Origin of the sequence: Halolactibacillus sp. JCM 19043 (assembly GCF_001310395.1) — a bacterium.
Classification (GTDB): Bacteria; Bacillota; Bacilli; order Bacillales; family Amphibacillaceae; genus Halolactibacillus; species Halolactibacillus miurensis.
This window is the reverse complement of the sequence record NZ_BAXD01000008.1, coordinates 1-19,707: the sequence shown is the minus strand read 5'-3', so window position 1 is coordinate 19,707 and position 19,707 is coordinate 1. Positions and strand designations below refer to the sequence as shown.

Here is a 19,707-nt window from a genome sequence, read left to right as displayed (position 1 = left end):
CACCCCACCTAGTCGTGACTTTTATAAAGACATTACTCAAGAAATTTCTCGGTTCTTAAAAGGTGGTCATCAAAAAATCAAACAAACCATCCAAGAAAAAATGTATCAAGCGAGCGAAGATTTAAACTTTGAGCGCGCGAAAGAATTGCGTGATCAGCTTACCCACATCGATTCGGTGATGGAACAACAAAAAATGACGTTAGAAGATCGAACAGACCGTGATATTTTTAACTTTAGCTATGACAAAGGCTGGATGTGTGTCCAAGTCTTCTTTATACGTCAAGGGAAACTCATCGAACGGGACGTCTCTATTTTCCCGTTCTTTGATGAACCGACAGATGTCTTCACGACCTTTGTTGGGCGGTTCTACTTACATCAAAATCACTTAAAGCCGAAACAAATTCTTGTGCCGGCACCGATTGAGTATGAGATGTTAAAAGAATTACTAAAGATTGATGTGACGATTCCATATCGCGGGAGAAAGAAAGAATTGATTGATTTGGCAGGTAAAAATGCTGAAATTGCGCTATCAGAAAAATTCCAACTGATTGAACGTAATGAAGAACGGACAATCAAAGCGGTAGAAACGTTAGGGGACATTCTTCAAATTGACACGCCACACCGGATTGAAGCCTTCGATAATTCGAATATCCAAGGGACCGATCCCGTTAGTGCGATGGTCGTTTTATCGACGGTAAACCGGATAAAAAAGAGTATCGAAAATATAAGATTCGTGACGTTAAAGGACCAGATGACTATGATACAATGCGTGAAGTCATTCGTCGTCGTTATACAAGAGTGCTAAAAGATGGTTTACCACTTCCAGATCTGATCCTTGTTGACGGGAGTAAAGGGCAAATGACGGCGGCACGTGATGTGCTTGAGAATGAACTTGGGTTAGATATACCTCTTGCGGGACTGGCGAAGGATGATAAACATAAAACGAGTGAGTTGTTGTATGGAAGTCCACCGACGGTGGTTAATCTAGGACGCAAATCGCAAAGTTTTTATTTGATTCAACGTATTCAAGATGAAGTTCACCGATTTGCGATTACGTTTCACCGCAGTTTACGCGGAAAAAATGCCATTCGTTCAGAACTCGATCAAATACCTGGTGTCGGGGAAAAACGCCGCCGCTTACTGTTGTCTCACTTCAAGTCTATCACGGAAATAAAACAAGCGGATCTTGATACGATGACCCGGCTTGGGATTCCAAAACCAACAGCTGAGACGATTCTCCATCATTTGAATCAAGAAAAAGATGAGACACATGACGCAGATGACTCGGATGTTATAGATAAAATAGAAAGTATGGAGGAAACAAGTGAATAAGGTTACCTAAAAATATAAAAAACCGATAGATGAACAAGCTACTTGTTCAACCATCGGTTTTTTAATTCATTTTTCTAACGATAATGTTTGACTGTAAATTCCACGAGTGCTTTCTTAGCTTTAACTGTTTCTTCGGCTTCACATTGGAACCCGTGAACCGTTTCCATCGCACCGCTAATGAGACCTGATTCAAAATGATAGGTCTGATTGATCGCGGCTTTTTTACGCGCTTGAATAAGTGGGGAGGTTAAAGTAAACAAATCTTCACTTCGCTTTTCTTTTACATGGACTAAGTCGCCTAAACCAATGAGCTTAAAAGCATCAATAAGATCTTTAATTGCGGTAATCTCAAGTGCCCGACTCATGTTTTTCCCTAAAATATAAAGGACCGTGTCTTGGTCTTTTCCAAGCAAGTCAGGTAACGCCATGTAGCGTAATAGGTCATAGCCTGGATGAAGTCCGGTCGTTTCATACATCGTTTGTAACTGCTCTATTTTTTTCATCGAACGTGCCCCTTAGTAGCTATTATCATGTTTTTTTAATTGTTCTGCAATCATTTTCTTTTATTTTTTATAAAAGTAAAAGATAAGTTCTGGACTAATGACTGCCGTCAGTAGAGCACCATTATGACGTTTCGACATATCTTATAACTAAGGTGAAGCGTTATAGCCGAAGTGAAGAGAGGAGCTTTATCATGACAGACCAATATAAACGGGTTTTAACTAAGCGAGAGCGCGATGTGTTTCAATTATTATCAGAAGGCTATGCGACCGCTGATATTGCCCAGAGTTTGACGATAACGGAAAAGACGGTAAGAAATCATATTTCGAATGTGATGTTAAAGATTGGGGCGAAAGACCGGACACAAGCCCTCGTTTATCTGGTGAAAACAAACGAATTAACGATCAATTAACAACAAAAGTGACACCACTCGGTGCCACTTTTGTTTTAAAGAGCGTTATGGCAACATGTTGCCTGCTTTTTGGTAGAGGTGATACCATTCTTCTCGTGTGAGCTCAATCTCACTTGCGGCTGTGATTTGTTTTAATCGATCGGTATTCATTGTCCCAACAATCGGTTGGATATTAGCCGGGTGACGCAAAATCCAGGCTGTTGCGAGGGTGGTGTTAGAGATACCTTTTGCTTTGGCCATGTCATCCAACGCTTGATTAATCTCAGGAAAATCAGGATTATTTAAGAAGGTGCCTTTAATAAGGCCATATTGGAATGGTGACCATGCCTGAAGGGTCATATTATTTAAGCGACTATACTCAATGATTGCTTGGTCTCTGTTTTGACCATTATCATTCGCCATATTAACGTTCAGTCCAAAATCAATCATTGGCGTATGCATAAGAGAAAATTGCACTTGGTTAACAATGAGATCCTCTTGTAAATACTTTTTCAATAACTCGATTTGCATAGGGTGATGGTTACTAACACCGAAATATTTAACTTTACCTTGTTGTTTTAACTGAGTAAAGGCTTCCGCCACTTCTTCAGGTTCAACCAACGCATCTGGACGGTGTAAGAGTAAAATATCTAAATAATCCGTATCAAGTCGTTTTAAAATCCCTTCTGTTGACGTTAAGATATGCTCTTTAGAAAAATCAAAGAATCCTTTTCTAATTCCGCATTTTGATTGTAATAAAATATCTTCCCGATTAGCTGAGACGTGTTTAAAGGCCTCTCTAAAGACTTCTTCAGACTTACCACCACCATAAATATCAGCATGGTCAAAGAAGTTCACACCTAAATCTAGCGCATTTTGAATAATCGCTTCTGCTTCTTCTGGTGATTTTTCACTTAAGCGCATCAGACCTAAGCCGATTTCTTTTGCGTGTAAGTCGCTTGTTCCAAATTGTAATGTTTTCATATGTATTCCTCCTAGATTTCAATATTTCTGTTAGGGCTTACATACTCTATCTTAACAGGTTTACTTATAAAACGATAATTTTATAACTTTTAAAGCTTCAAACCGTGCTGTGTCTCTATATATTAAAATTTGATGATAACTTAACCGTGAATCGTTAAAAAATGTTATGATGGAGTTTAGGATTATTTGAATCTTTTTTAGAAAGAAGGGATCAATCGGTGGAGGCGGAATCAATGGATGCGATTGTGCGAATTGAAAAAAATATGCGCTACATTAACGGGATCATCAAGTATAAAGGTCGTGAAATTTTAAAAAACTATTGTATTACTACCCCGCAGTTTATTGCCTTGCAGTGGCTGTTAGAAGATGGCGATTTAACGATTGGTGAGCTATCAAATAAAATAAATTTGGCTTTTAGTACGACAACAGATTTAGTTGATCGGATGGAAAAGAATACGTTAGTTGAACGTAAGCGTGATACAAAGGACCGTCGTGTCGTGAGAATCCACCTCTTAGATAAAGGAAAAGAAATTATTCAAGAAGTGATTGAAAAGCGTCAACAATATTTAGCAGAAGTCTTACATGATATGTCGACGACAGATGTGAGTGAACTCGATAAAACGATGCGTGTACTCCTTGAAAAAATGGAGTGGCAAAAAAGAACAAAACAACTGATGGAAAATGAGGGATGTAGAAGTGAATCGACCAATCGGCGTGATTGATTCGGGTGTTGGTGGTTTAACTGTGGCTCGAGAATTAATGCGTCAATTACCAAAAGAACAATTGATCTATTTAGGCGATACGGTCCGTTGTCCATACGGCCCACGACCGAAAGAAGAAGTCATCACCTTTACCAAACAGATGGTGAACTTTCTATTAAAAAAAGATATCAAACTCTTAGTTATTGCCTGTAATACGGCGACGGCTTTTACATTAGATTTATTAAAAGAAACATTGTCTATTCCCGTCCTTGGTGTTATTCAACCAGGAGCGAGAGCAGCCATTAAGGTGACAGAAACAAAAGACATCGGTGTCATTGGCACCGTTGGGACGATAGAGTCAGATGCTTATCCGGATGCACTTTATAGCATTTCAGAGGATTTAACGGTTCACGGTCTCAGTTGTCCGCAATTTGTCCCGCTTGTTGAGAGTGGGCGTTTTTCTGTGGAGGCGAGTGAGGATATTGTCAGACACGCCCTTGAACCACTGAAGGCTTATGAACAACTAGATACACTCATTTTAGGCTGTACGCATTACCCGATCTTACACGATCCGATTCAAAAAGTGATGGGAGATAAGGTGAATATTATTTCTTCCGGTGAAGAAACAGCGCGTGAGGTGAGTGCGATTTTAAGTTATCAAGGGTTGCATAATGAATCACATGAACCGTTGACGCATGAATTTTATACAACGGGTTCGGAGGAAATCTTTAAGCAGATTGCGAACCGATGGATGGACCAACCAATTGAGCACATTGAACAAGTGGTCATTGATGATAGAACGGAATAACAAGGAATAAAGCTACTCACTCAGGTGAGTAGTTTTTTGTGTTTTAAATGAAGTCTCCGGTCTAAAATAGACTATCCCTCTCATATAGTAGCTATAAAGAGTATGAGACGGGAGGAGATATAGTGATGAAACGATGTATAATTATGTTGATGATGGTAAGCCTAGTGATGTTATCGGGATGTGATAAAGAAGACGAAACGGTGAGCTTACCAGAAGATAGTTATGAGGTAAATGTCGAAGAACAACCGACGGAAAATCGCGCCCTTTATTTTTTATCGAACGATGGGTATGTGGTACCAAAACACATGTTATTGCCCATGCAAGAAGACCGTGCCGTCTTAAAACAAGCCATTGAATACTTAGTGACAAATGGTCCAGTTGAGCCATTTTTACCAACCGGCTTAACAGCGGTTTTACCAGAAAATACAAGGGTAAGAGGGATTAATATTACCGATGATGAAACAGCGATCATCGATTTATCAGCGGAATTTTTAAATTATGATGGTGAGAAGGAAACCGATATGTTAGAAGCGCTGACCTATACAGCGACAAGTTTTAATAATATTGACCGGATTAAGTTATGGGTCGAAGGAGAACCACTTGATGTGTTACCAAAACAACAGACCGTCATCGCAGATGGCTACAGTAGAGGAGATGGTATTAATGTGTTAAAGACTGAAGGGGTTGATTACCTCACAACCACACCTGTGACCCTCTACTATCCATATTATATTGATAACACCTGTTATTTTATCCCAACAACAAACTATCTACCAAACACAACGAATTTGAAAGAACAGGTCGTTGAGTCTTTGTTGGACGGACCTGGTGTGTATGAGAATGTGTCACATGTCGTGAGTAAAAAAGTGGAAGTGGAAAGTGTGACACAAACAGATGACTTAGTCTCTATTATACTCTCTCAAGACGTGCTAACATCTGAAGGCGCGCTTACAAAAAATGTTATAGAAACCATGGTATTAACATTGACAGAGTTTGTTGATATTAATCAAGTTGAATTAAAAGTTGAAGGTGTAGAGCAACTGACGGTTGATCAATCGATGGACGTATTAGATGTGATGTCAAGAGAAGATGTGTTAGCTGTATCTGGTTTTTGATTGTGTCTTGAGTTGTCAATACAATGAAACAGGATTGATGAGAGAGAAGACAGACAAATCAAATCTAAAAGATAACGGAATAAAACGCGCGCTTTAAGTCCAAAATGTGTTACGATAAGGAAGATAATTAAAGGGGGAACTAATTTTGAGACCAAATAACCGATTAAACAACGAACTACGACATATTATGATTGAAACAGACTTTGTTAAACACCCAGAGGGATCTGTCCTTATCACAGTGGGAGATACAAAAGTCATTTGTAATGCGTCGATTGAAGAGCGCGTTCCGCCATTTATGCGTAATCAAGGGAAGGGTTGGATTACGGCAGAATATCAAATGTTGCCACGCGCAACCCAACAAAGAAACATACGTGAGGCTGCTAAAGGGAAATTAAGTGGCCGTACGATGGAAATCCAGCGCTTGATTGGTCGTGCCCTTAGAGCTGTTGTCGACTTAGATAAATTAGGTGAACGCACGATTTGGATCGATTGTGATGTGATTCAAGCAGACGGTGGGACGCGTACAGCATCGATTACGGGTGCATTTGTCGCCATGGTCCTAGCTTTAGGTAAACTTGTTGACAACAACGTCCTTGAAACCATTCCACTAACCGATTATTTAGCGGCGATTTCTGTTGGCGTCATGCCGGACGGTGAAAGTATTTTAGACCTTGAATATGTGGAAGACGCTGAAGCGGCTGTTGATATGAATATTGTCATGACAGGTAAAGGTGAGTTTGTGGAAGTGCAAGGTACTGGAGAAGAATCTACTTTCACTCATCAACAATTACTTGATATGTTAGCTCTAGCAGAAAAGGGAATCAACGATCTGTTTGAGTATCAAAAAGAAGCGATTGGCGATTATGCGCAATTGATTAACAAGGAAGTATAGGAAGACAACACAAATTAAAAACACCGTTAATTCAACTTGATTGTTGATTTAGCGGTGTTTTTAATTGCTTGATTACGTATTTTGGTAAGGGTACGTCAACTATAAATCTTCGGTCGTATATTCTGAATATCCCTCATAATAATAACTGACATCAATGCCTTTCAAGTAAAGCTCTCGGTCATCTACTTTATCTGTCAAAGCATCCAACAGTAAGTATCTAATCTCTAAGTCATTAACAGGACTGCGTTCCATAGCTGATAAATATTTTTCTTTATCCACCAAATTCCAATTGATCACTTTATTTAATTCCTTTTTCAAAATTAAATCTAACCAGATTCTCGTGCTTCTGCCATTTCCTTCTCGAAACGGATGAGCAATGTTCATTTCGACGTATTTTTTGATAATGTCTTCATAAGTGTTTTGTGGCATGCCGTCTATATGGTTAATAGATGCCTCGAGATACATTACTGGCGCAAATCTAAAGTTGCCTTTTGCGATATTCACGTGCCGAATTTTTCCGGCAAAATCATAAATCTCTGAAAATAAATATGTATGAATATCTGATAGACCTTTAAAGGTACCAATCTCCATCTCGTTGATTTTCCCTGTATCATATAAATCTTTTGCTTTTTGTTTACTTATTTTTTCCTCAGCTTTCGCGAGCGCTACTTGATTTGATAGCCCTAATTTATTATCTAATACCATGATTATCCACCTCTATTTAATTTGAATATATATCATGTCAATATAATTATTTTACTGGAGTCTACCTCTGGCGTCAAAAAACAGATGAATATTTCAATCCACGCACCCATATAGGGTGCGACAGCGAATTATGCAACAAAATTTTATGTTTTGTTGCATAAAACGCAAAAATGATTAAGTTTATTCATAAATTTTGATCATACTACTACTTAAATATCAAGTGCAAACACAAAATATAATTGAAAGTGGTGCGAATCATCTGAGTTTTTTATGTGAGCATATCGATCGCACTTAGTCATTAATTAGTATTTAAATATATTTTACCATATTAATTGTATTAAATCTCAAGTTTGACACTTAATTTAAATAAAATCTCTCTAACCCCTGTAAAATGTCCTTGACAATGAGTCTATTCTACTAAAGAGCTTTTTTAAAGAATTGGAGTGTCAACTCCCAGGTGTGCGGATTTAGATCAAGCTAGCATTATTAAACTAGAAATATGATAGAAGTATTTTAACTCCCTTGTAATTGCTATAAGCTTTTCATCATTGATATCGACAAATAAAAAATGGTATGATATGCGTAAGAAATGTATATAGCTAAATTTAAACCTGTTATTTGAGGAGCTAAACAATGGATAAAATTTTAATTGCGACAAAAAACCAAGGAAAAGTGGATGACTTTAAGGTATTATTTGAACCTAAAGGCATAAAAGTCATCTCGCTGTTAGACTTAGACTCGATTGAGGATGTTGAAGAAACAGGCACGACATTTAGTGAAAACGCCACATTGAAATCAGAAGCGATTGCCACACTATTAAATATGCCGGTGATTAGCGATGACTCAGGTCTTGAAGTTGATGCTTTAAACAAGGAGCCGGGTGTGTATTCTGCGCGGTATGCGGGACTTGAAAAAGATGATGAGAAAAATATCGATAAAGTGCTTGAAAATTTAAAAGGTGTAGAAGAAAAAGACCGTACCGCTCGGTTTGTTTGTGCGATTGCGGTAAGTGAGCCAGGGAAAGAGACAATCGTCAAGCATGGATATTGTGAGGGTAAGATTTTGTATGAGAGACGTGGGGAAAACGGTTTTGGATATGATCCGATTTTTAAACCGGAAGGTGAAACAAAATCCATGGCAGAGCTAACCCCTAAAGAAAAAGCAGCCATCAGTCACCGAGGAAATGCATTAAAAAAACTTGCTGATTGGTTAGAACAGCAGTAACAAGGAGATGATCAAATGCCTACAGTATTAATCACAAGTGATAGTCACGGATTTAAAGATGAAGTTCAACAATTAAAAGATCAATATAAACACAAAGTCGATGCGATGATTCACTGTGGCGACTCAGAACTTGATTATGCTCATCCAGCTATGGTTGATTTTTTAAAGGTAACGGGTAACTGTGATTATGATCCTGAGTACCCTGAGGATTTAACTGTGGAGATTAAAGGGACACGTTTTTTTGTGGCGCACGGTCACCATCATAATGTGAAAATGACACTTGACGCAATCACCTATCAAGCATCAGAACAACAAGCGACGATTGTTTGTCATGGTCACTCGCATTTAGCACATGCGACAAAGGTGGGGGATCAAATCGTCATCAATCCAGGAAGTATTCGTCTCCCGCGCGGGAGACAAGAAGAAACGTATGCGATTTTGTCTTGGGATGATCACACGTATAAGATTAATTTTTATCAATTAAACGGCAAAGAAGTAAAAAATCTAGCGGCCCAATATACTTTATAATGACAAGGGCTAACGTGCCCTTTGTCATAAAATATGAGCTTAAAAGTAATCTTTATCATTTTTTTACCTCGGTTATTTAAATGGTACTTTCAAGTTAAAATACAAAAATCCCAAAAAGATATTGACATTATCCCTCAAAAAAACTATAATATATTTTGTCTGTTAGAGAAATAATTGACATTAATTAATCCACGCGGGTGTAGTTTAGTGGTAAAACCTCAGCCTTCCAAGCTGATGATGAGGTTCGATTCCCTTCACCCGCTCCAGTATGTCCCAGTAGCTCAGCTGGATAGAGCAACGGCCTTCTAAGCCGTGGGTCGGGAGTTCGAATCTCTCCTGGGATGCTAACGAAAGCCTTACAGCCTCAACGGTTGTGAGGTTTTTTTATTTTTATTGAGAAGGGGTTAAATTCGTATTAGGGACCAACGGGGGACCATTTTTAAGCTTTCTTGAATAAATCGTTAAAATGATTAGCGGCACTTTTTTCAGCATCTTGCAATACGTGCCCGTAAATATCCATTGTCGTGCCTATTTTAGAGTGTCCTAAACGCTCTTGAATGATTTTGGCATGAACGCCCTTATCAATCAATAAAGTAGCTGATGTGTGTCTTAAATCGTGAAATCGTATTGTTTTAAGTTTAGACGCCTTGTATTTTTGGCTGTTCGTAAATCTTATCCACCACTGACTAATCGAATCAGGCCTCATAGGTTTACCAAATTCATTGGAAAATAAAAAGAGATGATCTGGCCACTCCCAAAGATTTTGCATTTCCATCTGTTGTTCTAATTTGGTTGCGCGTAATTTTTTCAGGGCCTTCATTAGATCGTCCGGAATGGATATTTTTCTTGTACGTTCTGTTTTAGTAGATTTTAATTGCAATCCGATTGATGCGTTGTTAACGAGAGATTGCTCTATTAGTATAACGTTATTTTTAAAATCTAAATGTTTGCCTTCTAATGCAGCTATTTCACCTTGGCGAGCACCCGAAACAGCAGCTAATTGCACAATTAATTGCCATATTAAATTTTCATCCTTGAGCAAGTTAAATAATTTCTTCGATTCTTCTACACTAAATACTTCTGACTTCTTATGTTTTACGGTAGGCATCTTTACTTTTTCACAAGGATTACTATCGATTAACTCCCATTCTTCAGCAACTTTAAATAAAGCGTTTATAGCCTTGTAGATGTTCTTTAAACTGCTTGATGATAAATTACCTTGCTTGCCATCTAAACGCTTCCCATTCTTCTTTAAATCGTCAAAAAAGTGTACCATGTGAATTGTCTTGATATCTTTTATCCTTGCTTCGCCATAATCAGGCAACAATCGATTAGTAATAATCTTTTTAGTATCGTGTAGCGTTCTAGCACCGTAGTGGTCGCTCGCATACTTTTCTAACCATTGATTATAAAATCCCTCGACAGTCATCTTAGACTCATCAATTAGCTGATTAGATAATACTTCTGCTTCAAACAATACTAATTGCTTTCTTGCTTCCGTGTCATTCTTAGCTGAAACGGTTCTCTTCTTGCGCTTTCTTTTTTTGCCTACATAGCCGAGTTCTACAGTAAGCTTGTACTTTCCTTTACTGATTTTTTCGTAACTAGGCATGTTATTCCTCCTTCTTTTACGAACGTTTGTTCGTTTATCGGTTAAAAATTTTTATATTCAAACCACTCGAAAACTCCTAGCGGTTCAAAACAGATGGTATATTGATGGTGCTTTGCAAATAACCCATGCTTCTCAATCAACCTATCAATAGCCTCTTCAAGAAAATCCTCGGTTATAGATAAATATTCCGCAAGTTCAAATTTGTTATGTATCAAATTTTTATGGGCCTGCACAATTTTATCTAGTGTTACGATATTTTCATATCCCCATGATCTTGCTCGCCTTTCTTGTCTTCTGTTATTAAGTTTTGTTTGATCAATGATGTTGCCTGTTGTTGTGTAATGGTGCCCTAATTCCTCTGCCAAAATAGAGTGCTTTTCAATACTGGATTTACTTTTATCCAACAGAACTACATCATCATAATATAAGCCAGATAATCCTCTAGGCATGTTGGATACTTCTCGAATAGTAACATGAGGGTGTTTACCCAATAATGCTTCATACGTCATCAGAACACCTCACTTACGCTTTGATTTAATAAACTCGATATATTCTTTAATATCTGCTATTTCTTCTTCAGTTAGATCGTCATCCATGTGAGCGGCGATAGTATTAGGTTCGTCTAGGTGCTTGTTGTCTGTGCGACCAAGTAAATAGTCAGTAGATACGTTAAAGTAATCTGCTATTGCTTGAATTTTATCCAAACTAGGAGAAATTCTCTTCCATTGATAAATGGTATTTTTAGGAATACTTAATTCTTCCTCTAACCTAGCAACCGATATCCCTCTAGACTTACATAATTTTTTTACACGATCAAGTGTACTCATATCAACGTTTCCTTTCGTCCTTACTACCAAACTAAAATATATTTTAGTTAAACTGTTGACAACTAATAAATATTTTAGTAAAGTGTAAGTAAGCTAATTGGTTAGCGAATAAAGGTGAATTTAATAGAACCTAACAACATGCATATAAACGCTGGGGAGCTAATTAACTGCATTGAATCAGGCTTTTGAAAGTCTTATTTCGCTATGTCTATATACTAATATATATATTAGTATAAGTCAATAATATTCGCTAATTAATTAGCTAATTATAGAAGTGAAAGGAGGGGGGGGATAAAATGAATGATCAATTAGAGAAAGAAATAGTTAATTTTTTAATCGAAAAGATCAGGGAGAATCAAGTATCGCAAAAAGAACTTGATGAAACGATTGAGTTAATAAAAAAACTTTACTACACTGATGCAATTATTAAATAAAAACCCGCCAAAAGGCGGGGGAGTTATCCTGTATGACAAGCATTACAACAGTAGTAACAGCCATCAAATTCTTTTGAAGGATTGTCAGCTTTAGCTTTTATCATTGCTTGTTTACAATCACTAACTAACCCAATGTACTTTCGATTAGCTGTATTTGGTAAGTAAGAACAATTCTCGCTATGGACTTCATGCTTACCATTTCTATCAACATTGATATTGAAATAATAGTAATCAGACATATTTCCACCTCCTTATACAGTATTTAACAATATTTTAACACAATGTATTGAGTTGTAAAAGGGGAGTATATGAATGTTAAGGATTAAAGAACTACTGGAAGAACAAAATTTATCAATCTATCAATTATCTAAACTGACAGGTCTTTATGATTCTACGCTAAATAATATCGTTAATAATAGTGAAGCGAATCCGACCTTTAAGAAGCTCTGCAAAATCGCGGATGCGTTAGAAGTATCTCTAGATGATTTAAGAAAGGAGTGAAGAACCAATGTCAGAAGATTTAAGTATTCGAGTACGCAACGAGTTATATAAGAGAAAGATGAACCATGCTGAATTAGCAAAATTACTAGGTATTTCCGGACCATACTTATCAGATATTTTGAACGGTAAGCGTACTGGTCCTAAAGCTCAAGAACATGTGAAGCATATTCGTAAAATACTAAAAATATAGAAGGGAGCTAGCTGTATGAAAAGGGCAGATATAAACGGTTTAATTCAGTATTTAGAAGAAACAGGCTGTCCATTATCCAAATCATTCATTTATAGGTTGGTAAAAGAAGAAAAGATTCCTCATGTTCGCGTTGGGTCGAAAATCATTTTTGATATAGACAGAATCGAAAGATGGTTAGAAGGCACAGCTTAATTACTAAAAGGAGCTGGTAACTATGAATCGTTATCAAGATTTAATTGACAGAGCAGATCATTACGAAGTTGGTCATCTAATTATTGACGGATCAAGCACACTTAAATTACAACGTAAAACAGATAACGTCATTGTAGATATTCCACGTGATTATACCATTGAAGTTTTTAACTGTAATAAATTCGAGAAACCCAGTTATGAAACACTTCTGACAGAGAAAGACGATATCGGTTGGCCAGCTTATGCAGGACTATACACAAAAATAAAACGTAAAGGGAGTAATGAGCATGCGTGAAGAGGATAAAAAGAACTTAGAAGCGTTACAAGAGCGCTTTACTGAGATTAAAGCTTGTCAAAATAGAAAGATTAGAGGAGATAGGCTGGATGGATTGTTAACTGATATGGAATCGGCATTTGATATTCCAAGACGTGGTCATTTGCGTATCGAGGCATTTAAGATTGCGTTCCCCGATATTTGGTCACTATATAAAACTATTACAAATGAGCGTTGGACTTAGAAGGAGGGGGAAATAAATGATTAAAATTAAGCATGTTATGGCTGACGGAACGGTAAGGGATAGCATTGATGGTTATGTGGTACCTCTAAACGATAGAACAAAACGAGCTTATGAATTATTAGCTAGAAAGGCGGAACAAAATGTGCATAGAAAAACATTTTCTAAAGTCAGATCATAATGAACTAAGTGAGTTAATTGCTGCGGTCCATGGCAACTCACTACAAGCAATAAATTTAGCAATGGAAGGTAAAAACAACGACGCGCGTTTGTGTGGTTTAAAGATTACTCACTATCTAAAAGAAATACAAAAATTGAACCAAAAGAAAATTAACACTGACCAAATGAAACGACTATTAAGACAAATTAACGGCCATGAGATTACTGATCAAATGCTTCAAAACCGTAAGGATTGGTTTTAATTATGAAGGGAGGTGAAGACGCATTAATTTTCTGTAGAAATGAATAAGACTCGCGCTACCAACACGAGTCTCAAAACAAATTCACACACTTAGTATATCACAAAATGGAAGGGGATTATTTAGAAATGGATATTAACGTTCAAACACATTTAAAGCAATCCGAAATTAATGGTTTATATCAAGAAATAGAAGATTTAAAAACACAGCGTGCTCGATTGAAAGAGACTATCGATACGAAGACCGAAAAGATTATCAAACATATCTTAAAACATGGCAATGTCATTGCTTATAAAGAGAATGTTTCATATATCCTTACCGTTAAGTTAGCTAGAACTACAAAATTTGATAAATCAGCACTATCTAATGATTTGAATGTTCCGCAAAAAGAACTTGATCTTGTCGGTGTGGCTGAATTAGTCGAAGGAAATAGAATCACGTCGCAAAAGTTAAGTGGTTACTATTATGAGGATCAAGCACAGAAACTTAATGCTAGAAAGGCCAAGAAGTCAGATATCGAATTAATCTTTGGTGGTCGTTCGTAATGGCACAAGGTCCAGAGAAACGAATTGAGAATCAGATCAAGCGCTACTTAGATAGTATTGGTGCCTGGCATATAAAAACGCATGGATCCATGTTTTCTAAAGCGGGAACACCGGACATTATTGCATGTGTAAAAGGTAAGTTTATAGCGATTGAAGTAAAACGTCCTGAAGGCGGAAAAATAAGTGAATTGCAAAAGTATCATATTAATGCAATTAGTGAGGCAGGTGGATTAGCTTTTGTTAGTAGATCCCTTGAAGAGACGAAGCGCTATTTTGAAACAAACAATCTTATATGACTACCAGAAAGAATTACTTAACAACATAGATAAAGATTACATCATTGCGGCTGACACAGGTACAGGGAAAACGATCATGGCCATCTATCACTATCTGAGACATACAAAAGGTGAACCATTACTTATTGTAGCCCCTCCACAAAAAATTAAAGAGGGTGGTTGGGATCGCGATATGGCTCTCGTGTCCCAAAAGCATGGCATAGAAGTCAACTATGATTTGTTGTCTTATGGGGTGTTGGCTAAACGTTGGAAAGAATACAAAGGTTACTTTGTTGTATTTGACGAGTGTCATTATATTAAAATGTCGACTTCGCAACGCGGAAAAGCGGGTAAGTTTTTGGCTTTGAACAGTACGCATTTTCTTTTATTGTCAGCTACACCTGCGAGTAATGGTTGGGGAGATACAATCAACTACTTCATCATGTTCGGCTATGAAAAGAATAAAACGCAATTTGAAAAAGAATACGCAATAAAAGAGCCTTTATATCGAGCTGGTAAACCTGTCATGTACGGTGGAAGGCAGATGGAAAGAGTAATTGGTTGGAATAAAGAAAAAGAATTAAAAAAACGATTTGAGTCATTTTCTATCAAACTATCAAAAGATGAAGCGTTAGATTTACCACCGTTAATTTTTGAAGATGTGCAATTCAAGAGTAGCGCAGCGTATAAAAAACTAAAAAAAGATCGCGTGCTTGAGATTAATGGTGAATTAGAAGCGTTTGATACGTTACCCAAATTACAACATGGTTTAAGGTTCCACGCCAATCAATCGGACAAGCTGAAGTATGCTGAAATGTTGGCAGAAGGAACAAGCGAAAACATTATCTTCTTCTACTATTACCAGGAAGAAAAAGAACAACTTAAAAAGATAATGAAAAAATTGAAGAAAACTATTTTCGAAGTGAGTGGTCAAACTACTAATCTACCAAAAAAGGATACCTGGAACGCATTAAATAACAGCGTAACGCTTGTACAATATATGGCTGGTAGCGCAGGGATAGAACTTCAATATGCTAATTTGGTTGTTTTCTATACACCAACGTACAGCTATCAAGACTATGAACAAGCGCTTGGTCGAGCTTACCGGAATGGCCAAGAAAAAAAGGTGACGGTGTATCGCTACATCACAAAAGGAACGATAGAAAAAGACATCTATGATCGACTCAAGCAAAAGAAAGACTTCACGGAAGATTTGTTCAGGAAGGAGTTTGGTGTATGAGTATCACAACACAAGCAGGACCAAACGTAACAGAAAACCGACATAAATATATCGGTGGTTCAGACGTGTCTACAATTCTAGGACTAAACAAATTCAAGTCAATGTACGAACTGGCTCTTGAAAAAACAGGGATAGTTAAGTCTGAATTTAAAGGCAATGAGTATACCGAATACGGAAATATCATGGAGCCACAGATACGCGAATATGTGAACCTCGTGCATGGAACTGAATTTAAAGAAGATACCCGCATTCAAGGCGATTTACGAAGCAATACAGATGGTTATGACTCAAATGAACAATTGATACTTGAGATAAAAACACACGGTAAGACACCCACAATTGAAGCTTACAAAGCACAAATGCAATTGTACATGTACCAATTTAATTGTAATGAAGGTTGGTTGGCGCTTTACGAAAGGCCAAAAGATTTTGATGCTGAATTTGATAGTGAAAGATTAAAAATCAAACAGGTGCCGCGCGATAATGATTTTATCAAAGACATGTTAACTGCAATCAAAGAGTTTTGGGAAGGGTGCGAATATCTAAAGTCACATCCTGGTGCAAGTGAACATGATTTTTATAACAGAACAGTAAAAGGAGATGAAGGCATGAATGAATTGCAAGTGAAAACAATACAATTCGAACCGGCGAAAGTTGAGTTCAACTATAAAGAGCTAGAAGCAGCACTTGAAGAAAACCTAAAACGATATGAGGGTTTAACATTCACTGAAGATGATGCTGCAGAATGCAAGAAAACAATTACTGAGCTTCGTAAAGGGAAAAAGGCCGTTGATCAATACCGGTTAAAAACGAAGAAACAGTTAACAGCTCCTGTGACAGCATTTGAAAAGCAGTGCAAAGAACTAAACAAAAAATTTGATGAAGTGATCAATCCTTTAGTTGAACAGCATGACGTATTTGAGAACAATCGAAAAGAAGAGAAACGGAAAGACATACAAGAAATTATTGACCGTTTTGTAGATGCCGGTCTAGATAAAAAAATCGCTGATGAATTAATCATTGAGGATACTTATCTTGCTAAAAGTAAAAGTTTGAAATCTGTGGAAGAAGAATTAAAAACTGTTGCCGATCACTTAGTGATGAAGCGTGAAAAAGAAGAAGCGGACAAAGATGTTATTGAGAGCACTGTAGAGATTGCAAATAATCGTTATGGTGTGAATTTAACAAGCGCGGCTTATATACACTTACTTGATCACAAGGATGTAAAAGAAATCAAAACACAAATTCTTGATGATGCTCAGGATGAAATTCAAAAGCAGATTGATAAAGAGAAAGAAGAAAAACGTATTGAAGCATTAAAAGCAGAGAAGCAAAAAGAAACGGAAATACTTGTCGAAGAAGCGGACGAAGACGAACCAACATACTTTGAGTTATACGAAGTCATTGGTACTGAGTCGCAACTGGATGCTTTGGAAGAGTTCATGAGAAATGAAAATATTGAATTTAAAGTCAAGGAGGCAAATTAATTATGGGTCTACTACCAGAAAATAAAAAGAAAGTATCGAAAGAAACGCCACGTAACTTTGTCATTTTTGGTGAAACGATGAATGGTAAAACATATTTTTCCGAAGAGTTTCCGAATCCGCTGAATCTTAACACAGACGGCAACGCAGAAATGATTGAAACACCCTCGATCAATATTAGTCACCAAAGAAACAGTAAAGGTGATATTACCAAAAGTGCTAGTGATTTAATTTCAGATATCATTGATGAGCTCCAAGGAACCAAACACACTTTTGAAACGATTGTTATCGATACAATTGATGACATCATCACACTTTTCGAACAAGAAATAACTGAAGAACACAATGTGAAATCGGTTGGAGATATCGGTTGGGGTAAAGGCCATAGCATGATTGAGATGATGGTCCGTGTGTTCATTATGCGACTGAAAGAATTAAGCATGAAAAAGAAAGTTAACATCATCTACATTTCTCGAAGTATCACTATCGAAGAGAATGATGTATCGAGACAGGTACCAAGTTTAAAAATGAAGTGGATGAACATTGTCAATGGTAATTCAGATTACACTATCCTTTGCCGTAAGGTCGGAAAAAACTATATTCGAAAGGTAGAAAGCAAGCGTAAAAATTATACTCGCGATAAAGTTGATGATGAAACCATTCGTAGTTTATTAGATACCGTGATTGGTGCTTATGACAAGAGCAAGAAGACATCTGTTAAAGATGCAAAAGCGATTGTTGAACAACAAGAAAAGCAACAAGAAGCCGAGCAAAAAGTTAAACAAAGAGAACGTGAACAGGCTGAACAAGTAGAGAAAGATGAAAAGAGCGATGAACCTAATAATGATGAAAAAAGAGCAGCCAAAAAAAGATACACCAAAGCGTAGACCACCAAGACCCGTGACTAAGTAAATTGAATAACAATATAAACTATAACTAAAAATTTTAACTAAAAACTTTAACTAAAAAGGAGAAATAAATGATGAACTTAAAAGATATGGCGGCAGAGATTTTAGAACAAGGTTTTGATCCAAAGAAAGATGCAGTAGGTGGCGATTTCGAAAATCTACCCGATGGTTTATATGATGCCATTCTTATTGATGTGAAGTGGCAAGGTCCAAACGACAACGGTACGGAATGGTTGTCTCACGAATTTGAAATTTTAAATGAAGGTTATGAGAATAGAAAGTACTTTGGTAATATCTTTTTCTCAAACGAGAAAATGATGCAACTTAATTTAAAACGAGCGATGAAAACAGCGACTGTTTTAGACGTTGATCTAAGCATTGAAGATTTCGAAGATGAAGAAGTACTTGTTGAAACGTTAAAGTCCGGTGTAGGTAATCAGTGCATGATCGAATTAAAAACAAACAAAAAAGGTACTTTTCAAAATTGGGAAGCATTGCAAGAAGCACCATTTTAGGGTGATGACACATGTTTACCTTTTATAATTTTAAAGTGTTTAAACATGATTGGTTAGTTGTTTTTATAGATGATGAAGGGACTGTAACTAAAATACACAATGACAGGGATGCGTTAACGCATTTCCTGTCCAGTGTAAGTTACTTAGTTGGTTACAACAATTACTACTATGATGATAAGATCGTGGCTTCTGTTTTACGTGATATAGATCCATATGAAACCTCTCAAAAAATCATCAGTGGTAAAAAGTTTAATCTATCATTACAAAACCCTATTACGTTAGATGTTATGCAAGAGTTAAAAAGCCTCTCTTTAAAAGAAGCACAGGCCAATTTAGGTTTAGGCATAGTTGAAACACCAGTTGATTCTTCAATTAACCGACCTCTAACGCAAAAGGAAATCGAACTAACAATTAGTTATTGTCAAAACGATGTACTTATAACAAAGCAACTATTTGAAGAACGTGAACACTACTTTTCAGCTAAATTCCAGATTGTAAAAGAATTTAATCTGCCGGCTGCATCTGTTAGAAAAACACAGGCGAATCTAGCAGCTGAAGTATTAAAAGCTAAGCCCAAAAGTGACGAGAAACGTTTAAATATTATTTATGATGATGAGCGTATCAGCAAGTGGGAATTACCAGTCAATGTTGTTCAGTTTTATGAAGATATTGAAGCTTACTACAATAAAGGTGTGGCGTATGAAGCGCTAGAAAAAGAAAGTCTTACTTATAAACTCGCAGGGTTAGATCATACGTATGGTTTTGGTGGTCTGCATGCTGCAAAAGAAAAATATGTAGGTGAAGGGCTTTATATGCAAATTGATATATCAGGCTACTACGCGTCTCTTATTATCAACAACAATTTATTA

General features: G+C 36.9%; 29 protein-coding genes, 2 tRNA genes and 2 pseudogenes. 26 read left to right on the top strand and 7 right to left on the bottom strand.

The window, feature by feature from the left end:
- Positions 1 to 100: 100 nt before the first annotated feature.
- Together JCM19043_RS18695 and JCM19043_RS18690 are read left to right on the top strand one after the other, a co-directional pair.
- Positions 101 to 993: pseudogene (locus JCM19043_RS18695) on the top strand (UvrB/UvrC motif-containing protein); the annotation flags it as partial.
- Positions 976 to 1,332 (top strand): helix-hairpin-helix domain-containing protein, encoded by a 357-nt coding sequence (locus JCM19043_RS18690; protein WP_369813792.1) that lies wholly within the window; start codon positions 976 to 978, stop codon positions 1,330 to 1,332. The pseudogene JCM19043_RS18695 and the gene JCM19043_RS18690, both read left to right, overlap by 18 nt.
- Positions 1,333 to 1,406: 74 nt before the next feature.
- On the opposite strand, the gene JCM19043_RS06115 is transcribed toward JCM19043_RS18690, so the two are convergent.
- Positions 1,407 to 1,835: a DUF2507 domain-containing protein gene (locus JCM19043_RS06115; RefSeq protein ID WP_062320906.1), complete on the bottom strand. Its 429-nt coding sequence runs from the start codon at positions 1,833 to 1,835 to the stop codon at positions 1,407 to 1,409.
- Positions 1,836 to 2,026: 191 nt separating this feature from the next.
- On the opposite strand from JCM19043_RS06115, the gene JCM19043_RS06110 reads away from it, so the two are divergent.
- Complete coding sequence (locus tag JCM19043_RS06110) at positions 2,027 to 2,245, top strand: helix-turn-helix transcriptional regulator (protein ID WP_062320903.1); 219 nt, start codon at positions 2,027 to 2,029, stop codon at positions 2,243 to 2,245.
- A 45-nt stretch (positions 2,246 to 2,290) separates the two neighbouring features.
- Here the strand turns inward: JCM19043_RS06110 and JCM19043_RS06105 are convergent, their stop codons facing one another.
- The gene (locus JCM19043_RS06105) at positions 2,291 to 3,208 is read right to left on the bottom strand and encodes an aldo/keto reductase family oxidoreductase (RefSeq protein WP_062320901.1); all 918 of its coding nucleotides are present in this window, start codon (positions 3,206 to 3,208) and stop codon (positions 2,291 to 2,293) included.
- Positions 3,209 to 3,441: 233 nt separating this feature from the next.
- Here JCM19043_RS06105 and JCM19043_RS06100 point away from each other — a divergent pair, with 233 nt between their 5' ends.
- The 4 genes from JCM19043_RS06100 (at position 3,442) to rph (ending at position 6,724) form a co-directional block, all read left to right on the top strand.
- A complete protein-coding gene (locus JCM19043_RS06100) occupies positions 3,442 to 3,930 on the top strand; it encodes a MarR family winged helix-turn-helix transcriptional regulator (RefSeq protein WP_062320899.1) in 489 nt (162 codons plus the stop codon).
- Entirely contained in the window at positions 3,905 to 4,717 is an 813-nt protein-coding gene (racE, locus tag JCM19043_RS06095; RefSeq protein ID WP_062320897.1) for a glutamate racemase, read from the top strand. Before JCM19043_RS06100 ends, racE begins: the two co-directional genes overlap by 26 nt.
- A 125-nt stretch (positions 4,718 to 4,842) precedes the next feature.
- Positions 4,843 to 5,832 (top strand): GerMN domain-containing protein, encoded by a 990-nt coding sequence (locus JCM19043_RS06090; RefSeq protein ID WP_062320895.1) that lies wholly within the window; start codon positions 4,843 to 4,845, stop codon positions 5,830 to 5,832.
- Between the two features lie 145 nt (positions 5,833 to 5,977).
- Positions 5,978 to 6,724 (top strand): ribonuclease PH, encoded by a 747-nt coding sequence (gene rph / locus JCM19043_RS06085; RefSeq protein WP_062320894.1) that lies wholly within the window; start codon positions 5,978 to 5,980, stop codon positions 6,722 to 6,724.
- A 99-nt stretch (positions 6,725 to 6,823) separates the two neighbouring features.
- Here the strand turns inward: rph and fic are convergent, their stop codons facing one another.
- Entirely contained in the window at positions 6,824 to 7,429 is a 606-nt protein-coding gene (gene fic / locus JCM19043_RS06080; protein WP_062320892.1) for a protein adenylyltransferase Fic, read from the bottom strand.
- A 633-nt stretch (positions 7,430 to 8,062) separates the two neighbouring features.
- Here fic and JCM19043_RS06075 point away from each other — a divergent pair.
- From JCM19043_RS06075 to JCM19043_RS06060, 4 genes are all read left to right on the top strand, one after another.
- On the top strand, positions 8,063 to 8,653 hold the full coding sequence (locus tag JCM19043_RS06075; protein WP_062320890.1) for an XTP/dITP diphosphatase: 591 nt from the start codon (positions 8,063 to 8,065) through the stop codon (positions 8,651 to 8,653).
- A 15-nt stretch (positions 8,654 to 8,668) separates the two neighbouring features.
- Positions 8,669 to 9,181, top strand: a complete 513-nt coding sequence (locus JCM19043_RS06070; protein WP_062320888.1) for a metallophosphoesterase — start codon at positions 8,669 to 8,671, stop codon at positions 9,179 to 9,181.
- Between the two features lie 193 nt (positions 9,182 to 9,374).
- A tRNA-Gly gene (locus JCM19043_RS06065) sits at positions 9,375 to 9,447 on the top strand.
- A 4-nt stretch (positions 9,448 to 9,451) separates the two neighbouring features.
- Positions 9,452 to 9,525: transfer RNA gene (locus tag JCM19043_RS06060), tRNA-Arg, on the top strand.
- Between the two features lie 95 nt (positions 9,526 to 9,620).
- On the opposite strand, the gene JCM19043_RS06055 is transcribed toward JCM19043_RS06060, so the two are convergent.
- Genes JCM19043_RS06055 through JCM19043_RS06045 form a run of 3 tightly spaced genes read right to left on the bottom strand, consistent with a single transcriptional unit; the run spans position 9,621 to position 11,620 of the window.
- Positions 9,621 to 10,793, bottom strand: coding sequence for a site-specific integrase (locus JCM19043_RS06055; protein ID WP_062320886.1), 1,173 nt, complete (start codon positions 10,791 to 10,793; stop codon positions 9,621 to 9,623).
- A 41-nt stretch (positions 10,794 to 10,834) separates the two neighbouring features.
- A complete protein-coding gene (locus JCM19043_RS06050) occupies positions 10,835 to 11,302 on the bottom strand; it encodes an ImmA/IrrE family metallo-endopeptidase (protein ID WP_062320884.1) in 468 nt (155 codons plus the stop codon).
- A gap of 9 nt (positions 11,303 to 11,311) precedes the next feature.
- On the bottom strand, positions 11,312 to 11,620 hold the full coding sequence (locus tag JCM19043_RS06045) for a helix-turn-helix domain-containing protein (RefSeq protein ID WP_062320882.1): 309 nt from the start codon (positions 11,618 to 11,620) through the stop codon (positions 11,312 to 11,314).
- Between the two features lie 296 nt (positions 11,621 to 11,916).
- Between JCM19043_RS06045 and JCM19043_RS16320 the strand changes: the two genes are divergently transcribed.
- Positions 11,917 to 12,054 (top strand): hypothetical protein, encoded by a 138-nt coding sequence (locus JCM19043_RS16320; RefSeq protein ID WP_156321349.1) that lies wholly within the window; start codon positions 11,917 to 11,919, stop codon positions 12,052 to 12,054.
- A 23-nt stretch (positions 12,055 to 12,077) separates the two neighbouring features.
- On the opposite strand, the gene JCM19043_RS06040 is transcribed toward JCM19043_RS16320, so the two are convergent.
- Positions 12,078 to 12,293, bottom strand: a complete 216-nt coding sequence (locus tag JCM19043_RS06040) for a hypothetical protein (protein ID WP_062320880.1) — start codon at positions 12,291 to 12,293, stop codon at positions 12,078 to 12,080.
- Between the two features lie 73 nt (positions 12,294 to 12,366).
- Here JCM19043_RS06040 and JCM19043_RS06035 point away from each other — a divergent pair, with 73 nt between their 5' ends.
- From JCM19043_RS06035 to JCM19043_RS05980, 14 genes and pseudogenes are all read left to right on the top strand, one after another.
- Entirely contained in the window at positions 12,367 to 12,555 is a 189-nt protein-coding gene (locus JCM19043_RS06035) for a helix-turn-helix domain-containing protein (protein ID WP_062320878.1), read from the top strand.
- A 7-nt stretch (positions 12,556 to 12,562) separates the two neighbouring features.
- A complete protein-coding gene (locus JCM19043_RS06030) occupies positions 12,563 to 12,745 on the top strand; it encodes a helix-turn-helix transcriptional regulator (protein ID WP_062320876.1) in 183 nt (60 codons plus the stop codon).
- A 15-nt stretch (positions 12,746 to 12,760) separates the two neighbouring features.
- Positions 12,761 to 12,937, top strand: coding sequence for a helix-turn-helix domain-containing protein (locus tag JCM19043_RS15960; RefSeq protein WP_082394446.1), 177 nt, complete (start codon positions 12,761 to 12,763; stop codon positions 12,935 to 12,937).
- A 22-nt stretch (positions 12,938 to 12,959) separates the two neighbouring features.
- Positions 12,960 to 13,232 (top strand): hypothetical protein, encoded by a 273-nt coding sequence (locus JCM19043_RS06025; protein ID WP_062320874.1) that lies wholly within the window; start codon positions 12,960 to 12,962, stop codon positions 13,230 to 13,232.
- Positions 13,225 to 13,455 carry a hypothetical protein gene (locus tag JCM19043_RS06020; RefSeq protein WP_062320872.1) on the top strand — a complete coding sequence of 77 codons (231 nt, stop codon included), beginning with the start codon at positions 13,225 to 13,227 and terminating at the stop codon, positions 13,453 to 13,455. The genes JCM19043_RS06025 and JCM19043_RS06020 overlap by 8 nt, the downstream gene beginning before the upstream one ends.
- A 16-nt stretch (positions 13,456 to 13,471) precedes the next feature.
- The gene (locus tag JCM19043_RS16760) at positions 13,472 to 13,633 is read left to right on the top strand and encodes a BOW99_gp33 family protein (protein ID WP_197274756.1); all 162 of its coding nucleotides are present in this window, start codon (positions 13,472 to 13,474) and stop codon (positions 13,631 to 13,633) included.
- Positions 13,596 to 13,874, top strand: a complete 279-nt coding sequence (locus JCM19043_RS06015) for a hypothetical protein (RefSeq protein WP_062320870.1) — start codon at positions 13,596 to 13,598, stop codon at positions 13,872 to 13,874. Before JCM19043_RS16760 ends, JCM19043_RS06015 begins: the two co-directional genes overlap by 38 nt.
- A gap of 125 nt (positions 13,875 to 13,999) precedes the next feature.
- Positions 14,000 to 14,416, top strand: a complete 417-nt coding sequence (locus JCM19043_RS06010; RefSeq protein ID WP_062320868.1) for a hypothetical protein — start codon at positions 14,000 to 14,002, stop codon at positions 14,414 to 14,416.
- Complete coding sequence (locus JCM19043_RS06005; protein ID WP_062320865.1) at positions 14,416 to 14,712, top strand: VRR-NUC domain-containing protein; 297 nt, start codon at positions 14,416 to 14,418, stop codon at positions 14,710 to 14,712. The genes JCM19043_RS06010 and JCM19043_RS06005 overlap by 1 nt, the downstream gene beginning before the upstream one ends.
- Positions 14,690 to 15,931 (top strand): DEAD/DEAH box helicase, encoded by a 1,242-nt coding sequence (locus JCM19043_RS06000; RefSeq protein WP_231631423.1) that lies wholly within the window; start codon positions 14,690 to 14,692, stop codon positions 15,929 to 15,931. Before JCM19043_RS06005 ends, JCM19043_RS06000 begins: the two co-directional genes overlap by 23 nt.
- A complete protein-coding gene (locus tag JCM19043_RS05995) occupies positions 15,928 to 17,418 on the top strand; it encodes a DUF1351 domain-containing protein (protein WP_062320863.1) in 1,491 nt (496 codons plus the stop codon). Before JCM19043_RS06000 ends, JCM19043_RS05995 begins: the two co-directional genes overlap by 4 nt.
- Before the next feature lie 2 nt (positions 17,419 to 17,420).
- Complete coding sequence (locus JCM19043_RS05990; protein ID WP_062320861.1) at positions 17,421 to 18,302, top strand: AAA family ATPase; 882 nt, start codon at positions 17,421 to 17,423, stop codon at positions 18,300 to 18,302.
- 95 nt (positions 18,303 to 18,397) lie between these two features.
- Positions 18,398 to 18,838: a DUF669 domain-containing protein gene (locus JCM19043_RS05985; RefSeq protein ID WP_062320858.1), complete on the top strand. Its 441-nt coding sequence runs from the start codon at positions 18,398 to 18,400 to the stop codon at positions 18,836 to 18,838.
- Positions 18,839 to 18,849: 11 nt separating this feature from the next.
- Positions 18,850 to 19,707: pseudogene (locus JCM19043_RS05980) on the top strand (DNA polymerase B); the annotation flags it as partial.